At 65.9% G+C, this 19,413-nt stretch carries 16 protein-coding genes; 2 read left to right on the top strand and 14 right to left on the bottom strand.

Annotation, left to right across the window (positions count from 1 at the left end):
- Positions 1–25: 25 nt before the first annotated feature.
- The 13 genes from VFE28_03840 to VFE28_03900 form a co-directional block, all read right to left on the bottom strand.
- Positions 26–856 carry a DJ-1/PfpI family protein gene (locus VFE28_03840; GenBank protein ID HZM15111.1) on the bottom strand — a complete coding sequence of 277 codons (831 nt, stop codon included), beginning with the start codon at positions 854–856 and terminating at the stop codon, positions 26–28.
- A 20-nt stretch (positions 857–876) separates the two neighbouring features.
- Entirely contained in the window at positions 877–2,013 is a 1,137-nt protein-coding gene (locus VFE28_03845; protein HZM15112.1) for a zf-HC2 domain-containing protein, read from the bottom strand.
- Complete coding sequence (locus VFE28_03850; GenBank protein HZM15113.1) at positions 2,010–2,552, bottom strand: RNA polymerase sigma factor; 543 nt, start codon at positions 2,550–2,552, stop codon at positions 2,010–2,012. The genes VFE28_03845 and VFE28_03850 overlap by 4 nt, the downstream gene beginning before the upstream one ends.
- A gap of 131 nt (positions 2,553–2,683) precedes the next feature.
- Entirely contained in the window at positions 2,684–3,253 is a 570-nt protein-coding gene (locus VFE28_03855; protein HZM15114.1) for a DUF5666 domain-containing protein, read from the bottom strand.
- Positions 3,254–3,384: 131 nt separating this feature from the next.
- Positions 3,385–4,086: a response regulator transcription factor gene (locus VFE28_03860; GenBank protein ID HZM15115.1), complete on the bottom strand. Its 702-nt coding sequence runs from the start codon at positions 4,084–4,086 to the stop codon at positions 3,385–3,387.
- A complete protein-coding gene (locus tag VFE28_03865) occupies positions 4,079–6,265 on the bottom strand; it encodes a HAMP domain-containing sensor histidine kinase (protein ID HZM15116.1) in 2,187 nt (728 codons plus the stop codon). The genes VFE28_03860 and VFE28_03865 overlap by 8 nt, the downstream gene beginning before the upstream one ends.
- Positions 6,266–6,378: 113 nt before the next feature.
- Positions 6,379–6,912, bottom strand: coding sequence for a PepSY-like domain-containing protein (locus VFE28_03870; GenBank protein HZM15117.1), 534 nt, complete (start codon positions 6,910–6,912; stop codon positions 6,379–6,381).
- Between the two features lie 41 nt (positions 6,913–6,953).
- Positions 6,954–8,648 carry a FlgD immunoglobulin-like domain containing protein gene (locus tag VFE28_03875; protein HZM15118.1) on the bottom strand — a complete coding sequence of 565 codons (1,695 nt, stop codon included), beginning with the start codon at positions 8,646–8,648 and terminating at the stop codon, positions 6,954–6,956.
- Positions 8,649–8,904: 256 nt separating this feature from the next.
- Positions 8,905–9,762, bottom strand: coding sequence for a hypothetical protein (locus tag VFE28_03880; protein ID HZM15119.1), 858 nt, complete (start codon positions 9,760–9,762; stop codon positions 8,905–8,907).
- Between the two features lie 107 nt (positions 9,763–9,869).
- Complete coding sequence (locus tag VFE28_03885; GenBank protein HZM15120.1) at positions 9,870–10,613, bottom strand: hypothetical protein; 744 nt, start codon at positions 10,611–10,613, stop codon at positions 9,870–9,872.
- Positions 10,614–10,624: 11 nt separating this feature from the next.
- Entirely contained in the window at positions 10,625–11,515 is an 891-nt protein-coding gene (locus VFE28_03890) for a hypothetical protein (protein HZM15121.1), read from the bottom strand.
- A gap of 154 nt (positions 11,516–11,669) precedes the next feature.
- Positions 11,670–12,170, bottom strand: a complete 501-nt coding sequence (locus VFE28_03895; GenBank protein ID HZM15122.1) for a hypothetical protein — start codon at positions 12,168–12,170, stop codon at positions 11,670–11,672.
- A 46-nt stretch (positions 12,171–12,216) separates the two neighbouring features.
- Entirely contained in the window at positions 12,217–14,514 is a 2,298-nt protein-coding gene (locus VFE28_03900; protein HZM15123.1) for a DUF5916 domain-containing protein, read from the bottom strand.
- Between the two features lie 580 nt (positions 14,515–15,094).
- On the opposite strand from VFE28_03900, the gene VFE28_03905 reads away from it, so the two are divergent.
- A complete protein-coding gene (locus VFE28_03905; GenBank protein HZM15124.1) occupies positions 15,095–16,381 on the top strand; it encodes a metallophosphoesterase family protein in 1,287 nt (428 codons plus the stop codon).
- A 59-nt stretch (positions 16,382–16,440) separates the two neighbouring features.
- On the opposite strand, the gene VFE28_03910 is transcribed toward VFE28_03905, so the two are convergent.
- A complete protein-coding gene (locus tag VFE28_03910; GenBank protein HZM15125.1) occupies positions 16,441–17,550 on the bottom strand; it encodes a porin in 1,110 nt (369 codons plus the stop codon).
- 1,021 nt (positions 17,551–18,571) lie between these two features.
- On the opposite strand from VFE28_03910, the gene VFE28_03915 reads away from it, so the two are divergent.
- On the top strand, positions 18,572–19,413 hold an 842-nt coding region (locus VFE28_03915), incomplete at its 3' end, for an efflux RND transporter permease subunit (protein ID HZM15126.1).

Below are 19,413 nucleotides of genomic sequence, written 5' to 3' on the forward strand. Positions count from 1 at the left end.
GCTCGCGCTCAGAGAGTCTTGCCGTTCACTGCGTCTTGCCGGGGAGCTGGGTGACCACGGTCCCCGCCGGCACGGCGCCTGGCTCGTACTGCAGGCGCGCCGCAGCGGTCTTCGCCTTGTCCGCGCCGCAGAGCTTGCCGACGACATGCAAGGCGCCGTCGATTCCCGCCGAGACGCCGGCGGTGGTCACCACCTTGCCGTTGTCGACGAAACGCACGCCCGCGCGCACCTTCGTCCGCGGTGCTTCCCGACGCAGCTCGTCCAGGTCCGCGGCGTGCGTCGTGGCCTCGAGGCCGTCGAGCAATCCCGCTTTCGCCAGGACGAAGGCTCCAGAGCCAACCGACAGCACCTGGTCCGCTTGCTTGCCGACGACCTGGATCCATTCCATCATCGTCCGGTCCGCGACGAGGTTGCCGGTGCTGCCACCCGGGACCACGAGAACGTCGGGCCAGGGGCAATCGTAGAGGGAGTACTCGGGGTCGACGCGCACGAAGCCCTGGCTCGTGAGCGGTTTCCCATCCCTGGAGACCGTATAGATGTAGAAGTCGCCGGAGGCCGCGAACACCTCGCCCGGACCACTGAAGTCGAGGAGCTCCACGCCCTCGAAGAGCACGATGGCGACGTGCTTCAGGTCCTTGCGGGCCACGAGATCCGTCTGGCACAGCTTGCACTTGCCGCGCTCCGCGGACGCCAGGCGATCGCCCGAGCAGCCGCAGGGGGGACACACATAGCCGTCGCGCGTGCCCGGGTCGTAGCAAAGGCCCGGAGCGCCAGCGCGGGCAGCGCCGGCCCACACCGCGGCGCCGGCGGCGAGCGCGGCCAGCACCACGACCTTCTTCCCATGTCGTCCGATCATCTTGACCTCCTCGAGCATGCTCACTGCCAGGCCGACCAACTCGGATAGATGGCCGACCACCAACCGTCCAGCATTTGCGTATCGAGTCCCATGACGCCATCGCGCGTCGCGTTCGCCGGCAGCGGCACCAGCGAGGCGAGCTTGTCCACCACTCGAGGGCGCTCCCTTTCTTGGACGCGCGGCACCAGGTGCCAGAGGGTCACGGCGTCGGCCCCGGTGGCCGCGGCGAGGACCGTGGCGAGGGCGTCGCCGGCAGCGGCGCCGTGGCGGTCGATCTGTTCCAGTGCCCGACACAGCACCGCGGAGGCTTGCTGCGCATGCGGCGTCCCCGGCCCCATGCCGGCGCGGAGGTCGCAGCGCGCCCCCTGGGGGACGATGACCTGGTAGCCGTCGCGTTCGAAGGAGACGAAACCGAGACCGACGTCGAGACTGCCGTTGCCGCTTCGATCCACCACCAGGTCGTACTGGCAGCCGAGGTCCTCCGCGACGCCCGCGGGGGTCTCGACGAAGAACAAGCGGGGCGGCGCCCAGATGAAAGCGCTGAGCTCGCCATGGGCGATCTCGATGCGGTGCTCGTCGGCTGCGGTGAGGAGCAGGCGCACCTCGCTCTCCGGGCCGATGTCCACTCGCCCCACCTCGGCGGCGGTGACGCGCACGCGGGAAGCGGCATCCGTTCGCACCCAGTCGCCCGGGTGCAGGGTGCGGGCGCCGGAGAGGCCGCGGTCGCGCAGTACCGGGGCACCGGCGAGGGGTGCGATCTCCCAGGTCGAAGCCGGCGCGCCACGCCGTGCGTGCCATCCCCACACGGCGAGCAGCAACGCCACCGCCACGCCCAGGCGCCACGAGAGGGCGGGGATTCCCTGCCCGACGCCGAGGCCACGGGCGACGGCGTAACGCACCCGCACCGCCCACGTCGCTGCCCGTCGCTGTGTCGCGGGCTCGGCGGTGAGGCGCGCCGCAATGCCGGGCCAGAGATCGCCGGGGTCGAGCTCTCGCTCCAGCGCCACCACGGCGCGCACCACAACGCCGAGGGTCTTCGCCTCGGCGGCACAGTCGGCGCAGCGCGCCAGGTGGTCCCTCACTGCCGCCGCCTCTTCTTCTGGCAAGTCCGCATCGAGATGTGCGCTCAGGCGCTCTCGCACGCTCGAACAATTCATGATCCCAGGACCTCCCGCAGCGCTCGCCGCGCGCGATGGAGATGAGCCTTCGAGGTGCCCGCGGCGATTCGCAACAGTGCCGCGATCTCCTCGTGCCGGTAGCCTTCGATGTCGTGCAGCACCAGGACGGATCTGGCCTGCTGCGGCAGACGCGCGATCGCCCGTTCGAGATCGATGCGCTCGCCGACCGGCTCGGCGCCACCACCGCGCACCGGGGCGAGCGCCTCCAAGGTCTCCGAGCCCGCTTCTCGCGCCCAGAGCCGTCCCCGTCGCCGCAGCCCCATCAGCGCCACGTTCGCCGTGATGCGGTGGAGCCAGGGGGAGAAGGCCTGGTCGTCGCGCAGCTGCCCGAGCTGGCGCCAAGCCTGGACGAAAGCTTCTTGCGCCATCTCTTTGGCCCGGACGCTGTCGCCAGACAAGCGCAGGCACACGGCGTAGACCCGACCCACGTGCAGTCGGTAGAGGACCTCGTAGGCGTTGGTGTCGCCGTCACGGGCGCGCCGGGCGAGGGCGGCGATCTCCGCCGGGCCAGATTCCACGCGAACCTCCGCCAAGGCAGTCCCCATGGGCATCCGGCTCGCTCCCTTCGTACAGGGAGATGCCGGGAAGCGGGAAAACGTTTACTGCCTGTGGGGAGGTCGAGCAACCGGAACGGGCGGGGGGGAGGGGGTCAGTCTCCCGCCGAGTTGTGGCGGGTGTTCTCGTCGAGCTGCACGATGAGGCCCATGAGCACGATCTGCCGCTTGTCGGCCGTGATCGACTCGATTCGTGCTTTCAGCTCGTGCTCGTTTTTCGGCTGGAGATCGGGCTTCCGGCGCTTCGACTTCTCCACCTTCAACTCGTCGGCCAGCATGGAGCCGTCTTTCTGGGGCTTGCCCTCGACCTCCACGACGTCGCCGACGACGAGGAAGGCGAAGGGGACACCGCCTGCATTGCCGGGACCCCGGAGCGCCGTCTTCGCCGTGACCACGACCCGGTTGCCGAGGGCGGTGGTGATGAGCATGTGCAAGGAATCGACCGCCGCGACGTGGGTCTCGATCTCCCATTCATCGCGCTCGCCATCCAGCACCCGGAGTCGCGAGGCCAGGAGCTGGCCCTTGGGATCGAGGGCGCCTTTGACTTCCACCCACATCCCCTCGCGCAGGCGGGGGAACCAGACGTCGATGGGCGCCTCCACTTGCGCCAGCGCCGTGGGTCCGAGCAACAGGGCAGCGACGAGCAGCAGGCTCAGGAGCTTCACACTCCGCCTCCGATGGGATGCCGGGTCCAGGATCTGGGGAACGCCGGCCCTCTCCAGCCTAGGGGATCGGGAACCGACCGGTGTCACCGTCGTGTCGCTCCCATGTCGCAGAAAGGTAACAAGCCGTCGCATCAAGACCCACCCCCTCCCTCGGGTTCGAAGAGGTAGCCGGCGCCGCGGGCGGTCCGGATGTACTGCGGTGCCTCCGGATCGGCTTCGATCTTCTTGCGCAGGCGGGCGATGTGATTGTCCACGGTGCGGGTGGTCGGAAACACCTCGTATCCCCAGATGTCGTTGAGGAGCTGCTCCCGCGTCAGGAGCGTGCCGGCGTGGGCGATGAAGTAGGCCAGGAGGCGGAACTCCCGCGCCGAAAGCTCCACACCCTGGTCCCCCTTGCGCACGGCTTGACGTTTGAAGTCCACCGTCACCTCGCCGAAGCGGAAGAGCTCGGGCTCCTTGCGATTCCCCTGCGTGCGGCGCAGCACCGAACGGACCCGCGCCACCAGCTCCCGCAAGCTGAACGGCTTGGTGATGTAGTCGTCGGCGCCGAGCTCGAGACCGAGGACGCGATCGTTCTCCTCCCCCCGTGCGGTGAGGAGGATGATCGGCAGGTTGCGGTTCTCGTCGCGCAGCCTCTTGGTGATCTCCAGCCCGCTCATCCCGGGTAGCATGATGTCCAGGATCACCAGGGAGGGCTTGCCGGCCCGGGCGCGCTCCAGCCCGAGGCGGCCGTTCGGGGCGCACTCGACCTCGAAGCCCTCGCTGGTGAACGCGGCTTCGAGACCTCCGGCGATGCTGCGATCGTCTTCGACCACCAGAATCTTCTCAGCCATGACGGAGCTCCCCGAAACGCCAGCGCGCGGCGCTGCGCTGCGCTCGCGCCTCCCCCGGCGGCTGCACCGGGAACCAGAGAGTGAAGGTCGCTCCTTGGCCGCGTCGGCTGTCGACGGTCACCCGTCCCCGATGCGCCTCCGCGACGCGACGCACCACGGCGAGACCGAGACCGAGCCCGGCGTGGTGGCTGCTGCCCCCTGCTTCCCCCCGATAGAAGTCTTCGAAGATGCGCTTCTGCTCCAGCGGATCCACGCCGATCCCATGATCCTGCACTTGCACGGCGACTTCCGCGCCGCGACGGAAAGCCCGCACCGCCAAGCGGCGCTCGTCCTCGGAGTATTGCACGGCATTGGCCAGCAGGTTGAGCAGCGCCTGGCGCACCGCGTCGGCATCCAGGCGCAGCTCCGGCAGGTCGGGTTCCACCTCGATCGTGTACTGGAACCCGCCGTTCTCGGCCTGGGCCCGAAATCCCTCGGCGACCCCCTGCACCAGGGCCCCGATTTCCTCGAACTCCAGAGGCGCCGCCGCGATGCCGCGCTCGCGGCGGGCGAAGTCCAGCACCTGGTCGATGAGACGTTGCAGGCGATCGCACTCCCGGCGGATCGTCTTCAAGTGCTGCAGGCGCTGCACCGGGCTCAAGCTGTCGCCCCCTTCCTCGAGCAGTTCTCCATACATGCGGATGGAGGTGAGCGGCGTGCGCAGCTCGTGGGACACCCGGGACACCAGACCCGTCTTGAGCCGCGCCAGCTGTGCTTGCCGGCGCCAGCCGACGACGAGCAGCGTCGTTCCCGCAGCGATGGTCACGAGGAGGAGGAAGACGAAATAGAGGAAGACCTTGGTGCGGAAGTCCACCGGCCTACCGCCGCTCGCCAGGGCCGGCGACCACACCGCCACGCTCCAGAAATCGAGGGGGAAGTCGAGGTTGCGGCTGACGAGAGGAGGGCCGGCGATGCCGTGGCCGCCCTCGAGACGGCGGCCCTCCCCGTCCACCATGGCGAGCCTGGCGTCCCCGGGCCGTTGCTGGCGCTCCAGGATCGCCGGCAGCAGAGTGCGGTTCATTTCCTCCAGGTCGATCTCGAAGCCCACGAGCCCGGCCACCGTGGTGCCGCTGGCGTCGGGGAGATAGAGATAGGCCAGCAGGAAGGGACGGCCCTCCGCGGTATCGGAGACGTAGCGCACCTCGGTGGAGTACGCGAGCCCATCGAGGGAAGCGCGGATGAGCTTGCGCGACAGCTTGTGCGCGAAGTACTGCGACCCCACCTGCTTCTTCGGTCGGCCGCGGACGGCGTCGTAGCGTGCCTGCAAGGCGCGCCATTCGGGCGGCGATGGACGTGGCAGCAAACGCCCTAGGCGCTCCTCGATGCGCTCGACGAAGATGTCGTACTGCAAGCGCCCGATCGCATCGGAGCTCTGCACCAGGTCCTCATAGAGCGTCACCAGCGCCTCCGCCGCGGCCAAAGCAGCGCCTCTCTCTTGCTGCGCCCGCGCGATCTGCTGCAAGGCCTGCAGCCGCAGCGGTTGATTGTCCAGGTCATAGGCGTCGGCGTTCTCCCGCAGGATGACCTCGAACACCTGGATCGCTGCATCCCAATGGCGAGCGCGGATGTGGGCCCGGCCGATGCCGGCGCGGGCGATGGCCTGCAGGCCGGGTGTCTGCGCCACGGCAAGCAACGCTTCATAGGCTCGCTGCGCCGCCGCCGCGTCGTCGCCGTCGAACTCCGCGGCCTCGGCTGCCGCCAGCAACTCCTGGAAGCGTTCGGCATCCTCCGCATCGAGGGACTGCAACTCGAGCGGCGTCGCCGCGCTCTCCGTGGGGGTGTCCGGTGGGTACAGCTGGCGGCCCGACACGTGCAACAGGTGACCGGCGCGCACGAAAGCCAGACCTTTCACTCCCGAGACGGTGGTGATCATCTCGTCGGCTCGGGACTCCCAGCCGACGTTCCGAGGCACGAGCCCCTTCCAAGCATTCTCCAGCGTTGCCAGCTCACCATGGATGGCGCGGGCAGCGATCTCGGCGTCGCCGGCTCGGTCCGCCAGGAGCCGCGCCGCCGAGGCGCGGCGCTCGTTCTCGACGGCGCGCAGGCTGAAATAGCCCAGCAAACAGCTCGGGACGAGCACGAGCAGAAAGAAGACCAGCCCGAGCTGTAGGTGTGGATTGCGCAGCCGATGTCTCGTCAAGGGGCCCTCGAGTGGGAAGCGCCTGGTGCCGAGCTTGGACGCCACCGCTTACCGAGTCGAGAGTGTAAGCCCGGCCTCTCCCACCCCGCCAGCCACCAGGTCACGGAAAGGGACTAATCATCTTCCTCTTCCAGAGGCTTCTTCTCTTCCTTGAGAATCTTGCCATCGAGGCCGAGCTCGACCGACCACAACTGTTTCTCGGGAGTCATGAGGAGGACCTCGTAGGCACGCAGCTTCTCTTCCTTCTTCCCCGCTACCTCCGTGCTCTCCACCACATCGATGATCTCCTCGACGATCTTGTACTTCGCCTTCGCGTACTTGCCCTCGAGGCTCGTGAGCACCGGCTCGGGCAGGTTCTTGCGCGTGATCTGCTTCTCGATCAGGAGGATCGCGCCTTCGGTAGTGACGGTTACATCGATGTTGGGGTAGCTCTTGTTTTCCAGGCTGATCTCGTAGACCTCTTGTCCTTCGGGCGTCTTCTCCTTGCCCGCCCCTGTCACCTTGGCATCGGCGAACCAAGCTTTGACGGCGTCCATGACCGGCGCCGGTACCTTGTCCAACGCCACTTCGCCGGCCGTGGCACCGCCGGCCAGGGTGCCGAGCAGCAAGCCCATGATGGCTCCGTGCCGCGAGATCATCATTCGCATCGACTCTCCTCCTCGGGTCTTTCGTGTGTTCGTGAGGACTTCTATTTCAAGAGAACGACTTTGCCGGGCCCGTCCACGGCTTGGCCGTTCACCGACATCCGGTAGAAGTAGGCCCCCGACGCCAGCGAACGTCCTCTGTCGTCCAACCCATCCCACCCGGCCTCGTGCGCTCCGGGTTCGAACATCTTGCGCACGAGCTGGCGCACGAGGCGTCCATGGGCATCCAGGATGTCGATCTGCACCAGGCCCGTCGCAGCGATCTGGAAGTGGATCGTGGTTCGGGGGTTGAACGGATTCGGCCGCGCCCGCCCCAGGATGTTCCGCGGCGCGCCGGGGAGCTCTGCGGGTGCATCGGTCAGGGTGAAGCCGACCAACGAGGTCACGTACACCGCGCCGCGAGCGCCGCCCCCGTCGTCGTCGCCGGCGGCACCGATGACCAGGGTTTGTGCCGAGGCCCCCACACCGTCCAGGTCTCCGATGCAGGCCAGGGTCCCGCCGAAGTCGTCCCCGTCATCCATGGGAGCGGTGAAGTTGCCCTCCGTGTCACTGATCTTCTGATAGGACCAAACCGTCCCGCTTCGGGTCAGGAAGAGCATGTACACGGCGCCGCGATCGATCCCGCCGTCGTCATCGCCGATGGCACCGACCGCGAGGGCAGCGGCGCTCGGGCCGAAGACCGGACCGACGGCATCGAAGTCGCACAGATCGGACAGAGCTCCGCCGAACTCGTCGAGATCGTCGAGGACGGCGGTGAAGCCGCCTTCGAGGTTGCTGATCTTCTGGTGCGAGAGGACACTGCCGTTGCTGGCCAGGAAGAGAATGTAGACGGCGCCGCGATCGCCGCCGCCGTCGTCATCGCCCACGACGCCAATGGCGAGCGCGAGGGCGCTCGGCCCTCCCAGGTCGAGGTCGCCCAGGCTGGTCACCGCGCTGCCGAACTGGTCCAGGTCGTCGATCACGCCGGTGAAGCCGCCTTCGAGGTCGCTGATCTTCTGGTGCGAGAGGACGGTGCCGTTGCTGGCCAGGAAGAGAATGTAGACGGCGCCGCGATCGGCACCGCCGTCGTCGTCGCCCACGGCTCCGACGGCGAGAGCGGCGACACTGGGTCCTGCCCCGTCGAGATCTCCCAATCCGGCGACGGTACCGCCGAACTCGTCGCCATTGTCGATGATGGGGGTGAAGTTGCCGGCGGTATCGCTGATCTTCTGGAAGGAGAGGACGGTGCCGTTGCTGGCCAGGAAGAGAATGTACACCGCGCCACGGTTGGTGCCGCCGTCGTCGTCGCCCACGGTACCCACGGCCAGGGCCGCCACACTGGGTCCCGCTCCGTCGAGGTCGCCCAGATAGGCGAGGGAGCTGCCGAACTCGTCGACGTTGTCGATGAGGGCGGTGAAGTTCCCGGCGAGATCGCTGATCTTCTGATTGGAGAGGACGGTGCCGTTGCTGGCCAAGAAGAGGATGTACACCGCGCCGCGCCCGCTCCCCCCGTCATCGTCCCCGATGACACCGACCGCGACGGCGCCGGCGCTGGGGCCCGCACCGTCGAGGTCCCCGAGACCCACGACGGCGCCCCCGAACTCGTCCAGATTGTCGATGGTGGCGACGAGATTGCCCTCCGTGCTGCTGACCTTCTGGTAAGTGAGAACGGTGCTCGGTTGCGACCTGGCCTTGTCGCAAAGCGCGAGACTGCCAAGAGTGATGAGGATCACGGAGACACCAGAGGCAGCGAAGCGCATCGCCAACTCCCGCACATGCTGTTAGGTGGCAGACAATCCCCGGGGTGGCGTCATGATAGCACCCACCGCGGGATCGAGTCAAACTCGCCGAGATTTCTCCGCGCTCGCGGCGATCCACATCGCGACGAACGAGCGCACACGAGGCGCACGACGAAGCAATCCGGGCGAATTCACCCAGGTCGCGGCGACGTGGTGCCCAGCGCGCCCGAAGAATCCTCAAACCCGTGGAGGCGCGCACGTCCACGGGGACGACACACTAGAAGCTGATGAGCACGCCGACCTCTGGCGCCCAATCCGTCGCCTTGGAAGTCAGCCCGAAGGCGCTGTTCATCTTCAGGAATGCCCGGCGCGAGAAGTGCCATTGCGCTTCGGGGATGAACTCGACCTCGTCCTGGGTTCCCTCGACGCCGACGTAGACCCGCCAATGAGAGTTCAGACGGCGCAGGTACTCGAGGGCCATCTCTCCCAGTTCCACCACGTCCTCGGCTTTGTCGTATTCGATGGCAGCCCGCACGGTCATCGTGCCGAAACCGAAACCGCGGGTGACGCCTGCTCCCAGCTTGAACTCCCAGTCGGTGGTTCCGATGAGCGAACCCTCGTCTTGCGTCGGGATCACGGTCTCGAAGTAGCTGAAGACCTCCGGATGGCTCTGGGTTTCCTTGGTCCAGCGGTAGCGGATCTGTCCCTCCACATCCCCCAGGCCGGATTCCTCGAGCTCCGCCGGCAGGGCCGTAGGATCGGCGCTGCTCTTTTCCAGCTTGGCCTTGATGATCGCCGCCTCCAGCTCGAAGGCGAGGCGGTCGGTGAGACCGTAGCCGATGAAGATGAGCCCTTCGTAGGCGCGATATTTGCCGCGAAAGTCCTCGTCGAGGCCGAAGCCTAGGTCGCTCGGGGCATACTCGGCATTGTCATCATGGTAGTACTCGAAGAACGGATAGACGAACCACTGGCCGTCGTTGACATAGGTGCCGAACTGGGACAGCGGGATGCCTTCGCCGCGATCACGCAGATACTTCGGCAGATTCTCCGTTTCGAGATGACCCGGAAAGTTTCCGGCCCTGCTCGTCCCGGCCCAGAGCCCAAGAGCGAAAAGGCCAAGCACCAGAGACTTCATTCCCACGCCTCCTGCATCCGGGGCCAACCGCCGCGGACGCTCCGGGGTCCTGTCGCCACTCGCGGCCCAGGAGAAGCGGGCCTTTTCCCTCGTGGCGACTCTTGCACTCAGCGCGCCTCGAGCTCGACCAGTTGGAGGGACTTGCCCTCTCCGAAGATCTCTTGGACGAGGCCGACTCCGCGGCAATAGCACTTGCGCTGGGAGGTCTTGCCGATGGGGTCGAAGTCCTCGGTCTCGATGCAGTCCTTGTAGGTTCCGGCGGGGACGGTGACCGTGGTTCCCGCAGCGACTACCTTGGAGCGATCCTCGGCCACGCCCGGAGCGCGCTCGGTTTCGAAGACATCCCCGACCTTCGGGGCCGCGGGCATGAACATGCCGGCGCGGGCGCCGTCCTCGCCGGCCCGCCATTGGCCGCCGTGGCTGACGATCTCGCCGTCGTCGTAATCGTCGACCTTTTCCCCGATGTAGTACACCGCGCCCGAGCGGTGCTGGGCGTAGTAGTCCTCCGTCTTTTCCACCAGCTCGCCGTCTTCGAAGTCGGAGACCTCGACGACCGTGACCTCTACTCCGGCCACGGTCGCGTGCACGTCGCGGACGGTGACCTCCACCCGGATCTCGACCGCCTCCCCCGTCTCGGGGTCGAGCTCCTCGCCCTCGAACACCGCTCGCTTCATCGACGCGAAGGCCACATAGGGGTTGGCGATGACCGGCGAGAGCTCGGACACTTCGACGCCCAGATCGGCCTGGGCCTTACCTTCGGGGCCGGGTTTGTCGGCGTCGACGGTGGCGGCCAGCAGTGCCGGCGCGGTGCAGCCGAGCACCAGGGCCCGCAGCAGGACGAAGGGTGACATCCCTGTCCTTTTCATTGCATCCGTTTCGTGCGCCGATAGGCGTCGCTCACCTCGTAAGCGCGCGCTTCCAGCTTGAGAGCCGCCGCGCGGGCATCCGCCATCTCCTGCTCGTTGAGCTCCAGGATGTTGATCAGCTCCAGCTTCTCACCCTCGGGATCGTCCACGGCACCGACGAGAACGACACCGACGCCGGGCGCGTAGTATTTGCGCTGATGACCGCTCCCCACCTCGTACGGGCTCCGTTCATCGATCACCAGCACGTTCTCGTAGCAGTTGAAGGGAACACAGGCCGTCTGGCCCTCCTGGTAGACGAAGGCGCAATCGAGGAAGTTGACGTCCGGTGCCCAGCCTTGGAGGAACTTCGTCCCCACCGGTGCATTCTCGGTCACCAGGATTCCCGCTTCGGAACCTTTGCGACCGGAGATCCAGGCGCTGGGAGCGCCGAGGAACTCCCCTTCGAAGTACTCTTCCGGGTACTCCCCCATGGTCCAGATATTGCCGTCGTCATCCTGGGCGAAGAAAGCGAGCTCCGCCTCCACGAGCACGCCATTGTTGTAGTCCCGGTCCCACATGACCACGGAGCGCACACCGTCGATCTCCTTGGTCAAGTCGGTCACGGTGAAGACCACCCGATGCGCGAGCGTTCCGCCGCCTCGGTTGGCCGTGCCATCGAGGATGAACTGCTTCCCTGGCGCGAGCGGGAAGAAACGGTTGTCGATCACAGTCGGGTTGGAGAAATCCCTTGGACTGAAGATCGTAGCGTCCCCGCACTCGCCGAAGCCCGGGTTCTGGGGACCGGTGGGGGTGCTGGGTTCGTCGCTACAACCAACCCAGACGAGAATCGGGAGGGCGGCCAGCGCCCAGACCAAGAACCACGATCGCCGGTGGCGAGAGTACCGCATACGTTCCTCCATGAGGGGCTATTTCGATGAGACCACGAAAAAAGGCGAGGCGTCAATTCGACTGCCCCGCGGACCATGATGTCGCCAATTTCGGACGCGAAAACGCATGTCTCGACCGCTGGCGCGCCGAAACACGAGGAGCGTCTGCGCTGTTTCACTCATTTCGTACCCCTAGGCTGTCCACCATCGGGGTGAATTCGGCTTGCCCGATGAGCCGACCACCGGCGTCCAGGCTGTTGGGATCCGCGGTGGCCCAGTAGAACACCGAGACGCGGAACACCATGCCCGGGGTCAGAGGCTCGGGGATCTGTTGCTCCACCGAACCGGGCGGGTGGACGCCGTAAACGATCGGTGAACGGTAGAGGTTGGTGCCGAGGGTTTCGGTGCCCCAGTACTCCTCGCCCGGGCCTGCCTCGACGATGAGCCGGCCGAGCGTGCAGTCCGGCGTCCAGGAGAAGGTGGGTGTCATCCCGGGGCTCACCGTCACCGTGACCGGGCCGTTGCATTCCAGCACCGGCGGCGGGTCCGGCGGACCCGTCGTGGCGCATTCGTCGCAGCTGGAGAGCGAGAGCGTGCTCGCCCCGAGGAAACAGGCGAAGCCTACGGCGAAGCACCGCAGCAGGCGCCGGCTTCCCACTCGAGCGGACCAGTGCATCGGGCTGCCATCCTCCGTGTTCACGCTCTGCCAGTTTCTCTGCACGCTAGAACCGCCGGGCGTACTGCACCTTCACCGGGAGTTCGCTGGAAATGAACTCCCAGCAGGTCGCCTTGCGCAATTTCGGGTCGTATCGCTGCTGCACGTTGTAGTTGTAGACGATGAAGACGTCCCCGAGCGGATCGAACGTCCAGCGCAGCTTGTTGTTGGTCCCCAGCTCGCGGCTCTGGGTGTCGTACTGGGTCAGGCTGCTGAACTGCAGGTCGGCGGTGAGGTTCAGCTGCAATCGTCCGCCGTACAGCTCCTCGGTGTAGTTCTTCTCGGTCAGCTTCATGCCTTGGGTTTCGTAGTCGTCGATCAGGGCGATGACGTCGCCCTTGCTCCGTTCCCCGGTGAATTCGACGGTCAGGAGCGCCGAAGGCTTGAGCGTCAGCCTGGCGGTCAGGGTGCTCAGATCACCGTCGTAATAGGTGCCGAAATCCCAGCGAACCTCGCCGCTGATCCTTCTCTTTTCCGCGGCCCGGGCGCCGATGAAGTACCGCGCCCACTCGTACGAGCCTGGCGGCACGTCCACATCGCTGGAGATCTCGAACACCTCCGAGGGGCGGTCGCCCTCCACTTCCAAACCGAGGTCGAAGCGCTCCCCGCTCTCCAGGAGCCAGTCGAGAGGTTTGACCGTGGCGGCGTAGCTCTCCCACTCCGAGTTGTCCGCCGTTTTGTACGCGGTGCCGGAGAGTTCGAGGAACATCTGGCGCAGCCAGCTCGAGGCGGGACGGGGGCTGACTTCCAAACCAAAGTCCCAGATGTGGATGTTGTTCCGCGGCACGAAACCCAAGGAAGGGTCGAAGCCGTTGCCGATATGGATCGAGCTGAAATTGACGTCCCACAGATCGTTGGGATACTCGATTCGGAAGCCGTGCGCGGACTTGTCGCCGCTCAGATCGGCGCGGTCGTTGAACAAACCCCAGGCGCCGATGAGGAGGTTCTTGTTCCAGCGGAAGCTCGAGGTCTGATAGGTGAAATCGACGCCTGCCAGCCAGGCGCCCTCGCGACCCAGTTGATCGCCAACGGTGGCGATCATTCCCACCGAGGACTCTTGCCAGAGGTTCTGGCTGATCCGCATGGCTCCCATGGTGGTCTGGGGGACGGCGACAGTGAAGGCCGGGTCCACCTGCAGGGCGTCCACTTCCCTCGTATTCGCCACCAGGGCCCCGATGTTCGTGTTTCCCACTCGGCCGTTGATCTTGCCGCCGACGTTGATCGGGATCTCCACCTGCTCTTCCTCGTCGAGGCCGAAGAGCCCGATGCGGCGACTGAAGAACGGCAGGAGATTCTCTTCCGGGTCCAACCCCAGGCCGAACTCGAAGATGTCCACGCCTTCCAGGAAGAAGCTGCGTTTCTCCGGGAAGAAGATGGGGAAGCGGGTCAGGTTGATCTGCCGGACGTCGACCTCGGTCTCGGCGAAATCGGTGTTGATCGTGAGCGCCGACGACAGGTTCGAGCCGAGCTTCTGGGTCATGTCCAGGCTCAGGTCGGTCTCGTTGTCCCGATGTCTCTCGAGCCCGGAGGTCCGCGTGCGGCCCACGGCGGAAGCACGGATGCTCAGACCCTTGCCCAGATCGAAGAGGGGCAGATCGGTGAGCAAGCCGCTGCGGCTGGTCTGGTAGATCTCGTAATCGATACTGGCTCCGGACCAGCGGCTGGTCTCCTGCAGGCGCTGGACGCGGCGCTGGACGTTGAAGCCCCACTCGGTCAACCCCTTGGCGAAACCGAGGCTGAGGATGGGGATGCGGATCTCGGCGCTCCAGCCGTGGGCGTCCCGCGACGTGCGCGCTTCCCAGACCGTGTCCCACTCGCTGTTCACCTCTTCCCGGTCGACGACGACGGCATCGAAACGGGCGTTGCTCGGATTCAGAGCGAAGACATAGCCCGAACGGGCATCGAGAAACGTGTCGAAGACGAGCACCAGGTGGTCTTCTTCGTCGAGAACCGAATCCCGCGCCTTGGAAAAGGAGACGATGCCCTTGGGATCGTTGTCGAAGCACTGGGCGCCCACCACGATTTCTTCCTGACCGACCAGGACCTTGACCACCGTACGTCCGGCGGGAACGCCGCCTTCCTCCGGTTCGATGGTGACGAGATCGGGAATGGAATCGACCGCGGTGCGCCAGACGTCTTCGGTGAGCTTGCCGTCGAAGTGGAAGCCGTCGAGCAGCGGACTGGCTCGAAGCCGGAGCCTGCCGTTGCCCTCGACGTTCTCTCGCACCTCTTCCTGGGCCGGCGTCCGGCTCGCCCAGAGGAGGGTGAGGAGAAAGAACACCCAAGCGCCGTTGGCGATCTGCATCTCAGCCCATCACGTGCTCAAGGCACGAAGGATCGTCATGAGGGGGCTGCATTGGACGGAGGGCACGACTTCCAGGCGGTCGCTTCAAACTTCCCGGCTCCATCCTGAGCACACGACTTGCTGAACTCCCGCATCCATGGGGTGTTCGTAGGGGCTTCCATGATGGTACACGGCGAACCCGACTTGGTGCACACCCCGGGCAACCACCGGCTGGGAGGTCGGCCCTCACGAGACCGAGCCGCCGGGGGCGGATTGTCTGGAGCCATTTCACCCAAATGGGTCGCGAAACCGCCGGCTGGCTTGCCTGGCCCAGGACAGGAATGACCCATGGAGTCGAGGTTGCCCCGATGGGCCCCTTGCATCGGACACGAGGAATGGTACCGGCTCCGTACGAGGCTCGCCAAGGTCTCTCAGCAGTTATTACATTGCTGTTACAGAGGCAAGACTCGCCTGTGACATGGGTCCCGAACCGGGGGATAGAATTCGAAGACCTGTGGAGCGCCCCTCACTGCAGCGTTCGCGTCTCGAACGCGGCTGCTGCGCATTGACGCGTCGAGCCAGAGTTTCAGGCGGTGTTTTCATGCTGGCGTCTGCAGTCGATCGCTTCGCGCGCACGACCGCGGTCCTCTTGCTGCTCCTCGCCCTCGCCAGCGGCTTCGCTCCCAGCGGCCAGGCCGGAGACGATGACGACGACGACGATGAACAGGGAAAGTCCGAGCCGATGCCGGAGATCGCCCCCGGGTACAGCCGGGCCCCGTACCTGCAGGCGCTCGGATCCGATTCGGTGCTGATTGCCTGGATTGCCAGCGATCCGGGAGCTCCAGCGGTCGACTTCGGCACCACCCAGGAATACGGCCGCACCGCCGCCGCGCGCTCCGACGGCTCGCGTCGCTCGGCCGTGCTGCGCGGGCTCGACGCCGGCACCCGCTACTTCTACCGCGTCCGCGCCGGCCAGCGCTCGCTCGCCGCCGGCACCGCCTACTCCTTCCGCACCGACGAAGGTCCCAACGACCGCCAATTCACCTTTTTCGCCACCGGGGACCTGGGCGACACCAAGGGCCGGCAGGTCGCCACGGCACAATCCATCCTGCGCGCGCGGGTCCGGCCGGAGCTCGGGATTGTCTGTGGTGACGTGGTCTACAACCGCGGCCGGTCGGTCGACTACGACCGCTATCTGATGCGTCCTTGGCAGGATGTGCTGAGCACCATTCCGGTGTGGCCGGCGCTGGGGAATCACGACTGGAAAAGCCCGCCGGCGAAGAACTGGGAACGCGAGTGGTATCTACCGAACAACGAGCACTACTACTCCTTCGACTACGCCAACGCCCACTTCATCGCCCTGGACTCCCAGGCCGGCGAGATGTACGACCGGGAACACCAGGTTGCCTGGCTCAAGCGCGATCTCGCCGCGCACGCCAACGCCGACTGGATCTTCGTCTACTTCCACCATCCGGTCATCACCTGCACCTACAAGGGGAACACGCAGGCGCTCATCGATTACTGTCTGCCGCTCTTCGATCGCTACAAGGTGGACGTGGTGTTCGCTGGGCACGCCCATACGTACGAGCGCTTGTATCCGCTCCGCCACGGCAAGCCGGTGGATGTCGAACAGGATCCGCACTACAAGGATCCGGACGGCACGCTTTTCATCGTCACCGGCGCGGGGGGGAAATGGAAGGAAGGCCGCCCGACCACGCGCTGCGGTCCGACGGCCTTCTTCCGCGACCAAACGCTCCTGTGGACCCAGGTGCAGGTGCAGGGATCACGCTGCACGATCCGATCCTACGCGAGCGAGAACGACGAGCTGGTCGACGAAGTCACGATCACGAAGACGCGTCTCGCCGCCGCCATGCCAGGTTCACGATGAACGGACCGACCGCTGCATCCTCGCTTCCCTCGCCGGGCGCGCCGGAAACCGAGCCCCGGTCAGAAGTCCACCTGGAGCTGGAGTCGCCCGCCGTCGACGGATTCGCCGTTGCCGGCCTCCAGCCGGACATCGCCCTGGAGCTTCAGGCTGTGCTGCTTCCTGTAGAAGTTGGCGCCCACATAGGTGACGTTGGTGACGACGCCGCCTTCTGCATCGTCCCGACGCACTTGGTCGAAGACCACCATGGGCTGGAAGCGCTGGCCGAAGGTCAGGTAGCCGAGGCCGAGCATCCACACGCGCGTATCGAGAGTGTTGCCCCCGGCAGGCCTCTCCGTGCTGGTCATGTTGGCCTCGCCGCGCAGGAACAAGCGTCCCGGACCGGCGGGAACGTCCACCATCCCGTCGATGCCGACGGCGGCGTTCTTGCCGTCATCGACTCCGGTCGAATCCTCGATGGACCCCTGGTAGCTGCCGTTGATGCCCACCGAGTACCACGACGCGTCGCCGAAGTGGGCATCCTGGTAGATGTCCGTCGTGGCGCCGAAGTTGAGGTCCAGCCTGCCGACGGCCATGGGAGCGTTCTGGAAGATGCCGCGGACACGGCGGTTGTCGAACCCCCCCACCCAGTATTGCGCCCGGCCGTTGTGGACCTTGCCCTGCAGTTGAAATCCCGTGGCGTTGTCGGCCAAGCCGAGCGCATCCGGAACACCCGAGACCTCGGTTCGGTCCACCGCCAGCTGCCGGGAGTCGGAGGTGAGCCGGTCTCTGGAGAAGGGCTGATCGTAGAGCCCCGCCTTGATCTCCAGTCCGGCGCCCAGGGGGATCTGGATCCAGGCGTTCTCGACCTGGGCGGAGGGGACCGCGGCGATCTGGTCGGTGCCATCGATCTTCCACTCGAAGCCGTAGATGGCGGTGAGCATCTTGCCGTTGGCCTTCAGGCGCGCTCGGCGCACCATGAAATCGCGTTCCCACTCCGTATTACCGAGCAGGCTGAACCGCCTGTACTCGAGCCGCGGCTGCAGCCGCATGCCCAGCTCCAAGCGGAAATCCTCGGTTTCGACCACCTTGACCCCGCCCGCGGCAGGGGTTGGGAGCCAGCTGCTGAGCCCCGCGGCCAAGAAAGCACCGAGGAGGAATCGGGGCGTGGATCGGAAGTCATGCGTACGCACAGGCGTCTCTCCTTTCGAACGGTCTCTTCGCAAGAGACGGCCGCATCCTTCTGGGGGAGTTCGGCCGCCGCGTCTCGAACCCTCGGAGTCAGGCGGCTGGATCTTCCATCTCCGGCGGGCGTAGCTTCGCGAACACGAGCGCATGGGAATGCGTCGCGCTCGGCTTGCGGCGCCTACGTCCTCGGAAAAGGAACCTCGATGATCCGGGGGGCGAATCGTGACGGTCCACGGGGCGGAATGCGAGGCAGGCCCTTCTCATCCAGGAGCCAGGACCAGCTAGCTGAATCTTTGCGTCGAGAGATCCTAGAGTCATCGAGCGCACCGCGTCAAATTCACCACGCTGACAGGAGCGAAAGCTCCACTGTCGTCGTCTCGAACTGTGCGAAACAGCGCACAGCAGAGGACGGTGTGACGCGCGGCGCGAACTCTCACCGTCTGCAGCCGGAACGTCTCCGGCTCCACCGTGACCAGGAGGTTCATCGATCCCACATCGGGTGAAGTGCCGATAGCCCACCTCGAGCGCAGCGCTTCTGTCGCTGACAAATGCGGAAAACTTCACAATTCCGCCGGCACCGACCCGTAGAAAGCTTCCGAAACCCGGTTGCAACACGTCTGGAAGTGCAACCTGGGGCGCCGCACAGCGGCGAAGCACAAGAATTCGGAAAGCAGTTGCACGGCAAACGTGCGCCTTGTTACAGTGCTCGCACTAGTCGATGGATCGGAGGAGTCTCGGACGCCCCCCAAAGGCCGAGTCCGTTAGGACTAGTTGTCCCTGGAGGCGTTCGGACATGCGCAATGGCTTTGCCTGCGCTGCGGTGCACGTACGTATTCATTCCATTCATGGGTTCGGTCCGGCCGATTGGTCGCGGGCGGGAGAGCGGTGCGCTCCCCATCCTGTGTCGCGCCTCGTCGGTAGGTACACACACATCGTCGTGGGGTTGTTGGGCGGTGGGGCAGAAGGTCCCGATGCGTTCGGGAGTGAGTCCGGGGTTGGGAACACCCCGCGAGGAGGTCGTCAGCAATGATCCGCTCAATCCTTGAAACCAGTCTGAAGTTCAGGCCCTTGGTGGTGGCGATCGCCGCAGTCGTGCTCGGGGTGGGCATCGCCCGCCTGAACGACATGCCGGTCGATGTATTCCCCGAGATCCTGCCGGTCACGGTCAACGTGCAGACAGAAGCCCTCGGACTTTCCGCGGCCGAAGTCGAGCAGTTGATCACGGTACCCATCGAGGCGGACCTCCTTGCGGGCACGCCATGGGTCGACGTCATGCGCTCCGAGTCGGTTCCTGGGCTGTCGTCCATCGAGCTGACCTTCAAGCGGGGGACGGATCCCATGGACGCGCGCCAGGTGGTGCAGGAACGCCTGACCCAGGCGCACGCGTTGCCGAACGTCTCCAGCCCGCCGCAGATGCTACAGCCGCTTTCGTCCACGAATCGCGTCATGCTCATCGGGCTCTCCTCCAAGACCCAGTCTTTGATCGAGATGTCCGTGCAGGCGCGGTGGACGATCCGGCCGCGTCTGATGGGTATTCCGGGCGTCGCCAACGTGGCCATCTGGGGTCAGCGCGAGCGCCAGCTGCAGGTGCTGGCCGATCCCGAGCGGATGCGGGAGAACAACGTTTCTTTGATCGACGTCATCAAGACCGCAGGAAACTCGCTGTGGTACTCGCCCCTGACGTTCCTGGAGGCTTCGGTCGCCGGGACCGGCGGCTTCATCGAGACCCCGAACCAGCGCATCGGCGTCCGCCACGTGCTGCCTATCACCACGGCCCAGGACCTGGCCAAAGTCCCGGTCGAAGGCTCGACGAAGCGCCTCGATGAAGTGGCCACGGTCGTCGAAGATCATCAACCACTCATCGGCGA

It is taken from the genome of Candidatus Krumholzibacteriia bacterium, assembly GCA_035649275.1.
Lineage (GTDB): Bacteria > Krumholzibacteriota > Krumholzibacteriia.

Coding starts and splice junctions, on each gene's coding strand:
- VFE28_03840 (HZM15111.1), bottom strand. CDS start 856: ATGATCGGACGACATGGGAAGAAGGTCGTGGTGCTGGCCGCGCTCGCC.
- VFE28_03845 (HZM15112.1), bottom strand. CDS start 2,013: ATGAATTGTTCGAGCGTGCGAGAGCGCCTGAGCGCACATCTCGATGCG.
- VFE28_03860 (HZM15115.1), bottom strand. CDS start 4,086: ATGGCTGAGAAGATTCTGGTGGTCGAAGACGATCGCAGCATCGCCGGA.
- VFE28_03870 (HZM15117.1), bottom strand. CDS start 6,912: ATGCGAATGATGATCTCGCGGCACGGAGCCATCATGGGCTTGCTGCTC.
- VFE28_03875 (HZM15118.1), bottom strand. CDS start 8,648: ATGCGCTTCGCTGCCTCTGGTGTCTCCGTGATCCTCATCACTCTTGGC.
- VFE28_03880 (HZM15119.1), bottom strand. CDS start 9,762: ATGAAGTCTCTGGTGCTTGGCCTTTTCGCTCTTGGGCTCTGGGCCGGG.
- VFE28_03885 (HZM15120.1), bottom strand. CDS start 10,613: ATGTCACCCTTCGTCCTGCTGCGGGCCCTGGTGCTCGGCTGCACCGCG.
- VFE28_03890 (HZM15121.1), bottom strand. CDS start 11,515: ATGCGGTACTCTCGCCACCGGCGATCGTGGTTCTTGGTCTGGGCGCTG.
- VFE28_03895 (HZM15122.1), bottom strand. CDS start 12,170: ATGCACTGGTCCGCTCGAGTGGGAAGCCGGCGCCTGCTGCGGTGCTTC.
- VFE28_03900 (HZM15123.1), bottom strand. CDS start 14,514: ATGCAGATCGCCAACGGCGCTTGGGTGTTCTTTCTCCTCACCCTCCTC.
- VFE28_03905 (HZM15124.1), top strand. CDS start 15,095: ATGCTGGCGTCTGCAGTCGATCGCTTCGCGCGCACGACCGCGGTCCTC.